This is a genomic window from Bacteroidota bacterium (assembly GCA_039821555.1).
Lineage (GTDB): Bacteria > Bacteroidota > Rhodothermia > Rhodothermales > Rubricoccaceae > JBCBEX01.
This window is the reverse complement of the sequence record JBCBNX010000048.1, coordinates 1-1,576: the sequence shown is the minus strand read 5'-3', so window position 1 is coordinate 1,576 and position 1,576 is coordinate 1. Positions and strand designations below refer to the sequence as shown.

Below are 1,576 nucleotides of genomic sequence, written 5' to 3'. Positions count from 1 at the left end.
CGCGCACGCCTCGAAGCGACGGACTTCTACGCCGACCTCTTCGCCGACGCGTTTGGCTCGCCGGAGGTCACGGACGAGGGGATGAGCCGCGCGCTCAGCCAGTTCATCCGCTCGATGGTCGCGCCCAACTCGAAGTATGACCAGGGTCGCATCGGGCAGCCTCTCACGCCGTTCACGTGGCCGAAGGACAACTTCACGGACCAGGAGAACCTGGGGCTCCGGCTGTTCTACGGCGATGCCGAATGTGCCAGCTGTCACTTCGGCGACCTCCAGGCGACCATCGAGACGTTCAACAATGGCCTGGACGCGGTCACGACTGACGAAGGGGCCGGGGGTGGCCAATTCAAGTCGCCGTCGCTGCGCAACATCGCCGTGACGGCGCCCTACATGCACGACGGGCGCTTCGCCACGCTCGAAGAAGTCGTTGACCACTACGACCGCGGTATTCAGCCCCATACGAACCTCAGCCATCTGCTCCGGAGGATCGATTCGCCTCCGGGGCGGCCGTCGGTGCCCCTGCGTCTCAACCTCACAGACGAGGAACGTGCGGCCCTGGTGGCGTTCTTGCGCACGCTCACCGACGAGTCCTTCCTCGCCGACGAGCGCTGGTCCGACCCCTTCGCCGAGGTCGTCGCGGGTGAGGATGACGCGGTGCAGCCTGCTGCCGTGACGCTGAGCGCCGTCTATCCGAACCCGTTCCACGACGAGGCGCGCGTCCAGGTGACGTTCGCGCAGGCGACGAGCGCGACGGTGGCGGTCTACGACCTGATGGGCCGCGAGGTAGCGCTGCTGGCCGAGGGTGTGCAGCCAGCCGGTACGCAGACGCTGCGGTGGGCCGCGGCTGGTCTGGCGAGCGGGGTGTACCTGGTGCGTGTGCAGTCGGCGGAGGGTGTGGCGGCGCGCACAGTGACGCTGTCGCGGTAGCTCTACGTCGCGGTATCTTTACAGGGTAAAACGTCGTCTCTATGAAAGTCGGGCGCAGGAGTGCATCTTGGAGATAGTTCGTCGTCTCCACCCCGCTGCCCGGCCCCATGCTTCGACTCGCCGCGTTCGTTGCGCTCGCCTTCGCCCTCGTCCTCGTTGCGTTCACCGCGCCCATCCTGCCAGCGAGCACGCCGACGCTCCCAGAGACGCCGTACAACTACGCCAACATCGAACTGCCGGAGCACCTAAGGGTCAACGTGGTGCCAGGCTCGGACAACACGCCCGCATCCAACCCGATCACGGACGCCGGCGCTACGCTCGGCCGCGTGCTCTTCTACGACACGCGCCTCTCGGCCAACCAGACGGTGTCGTGTGGTTCCTGCCACCTACAAGAGCGCGCGTTCTCTGACCCCGAGGCTCTCAGCACGGGCTTCGCGGGCGAGCGGACGCACCGGAACTCGATGGGGTTGGTGTTCGCGCGGTTCTACGACAACGGGCGCTTCTTCTGGGACGAGCGCGCCGAGACGCTCGAAGACCAAGTGCTCATGCCTATCGAAGACGAAATCGAGATGGGCATGACGCTCGACGACGTGCGCGCACGCCTCGAAGCGACGGACTTCTACGCCGACCTCTTCGCCGACGCGTTTGGCTC

2 protein-coding genes are annotated in these 1,576 nt (G+C 66.2%); both read left to right on the top strand.

Annotated features, from left to right (window positions below; all coding sequences use genetic code 11):
- The coding region (locus tag AAFU51_18790; protein MEO1573297.1) for a cytochrome c peroxidase at window positions 1-924 on the top strand (924 nt) is incomplete at its 5' end.
- A gap of 107 nt (window positions 925-1,031) precedes the next feature.
- The coding region (locus AAFU51_18785) for a cytochrome-c peroxidase (GenBank protein ID MEO1573296.1) at window positions 1,032-1,576 on the top strand (545 nt) is incomplete at its 3' end.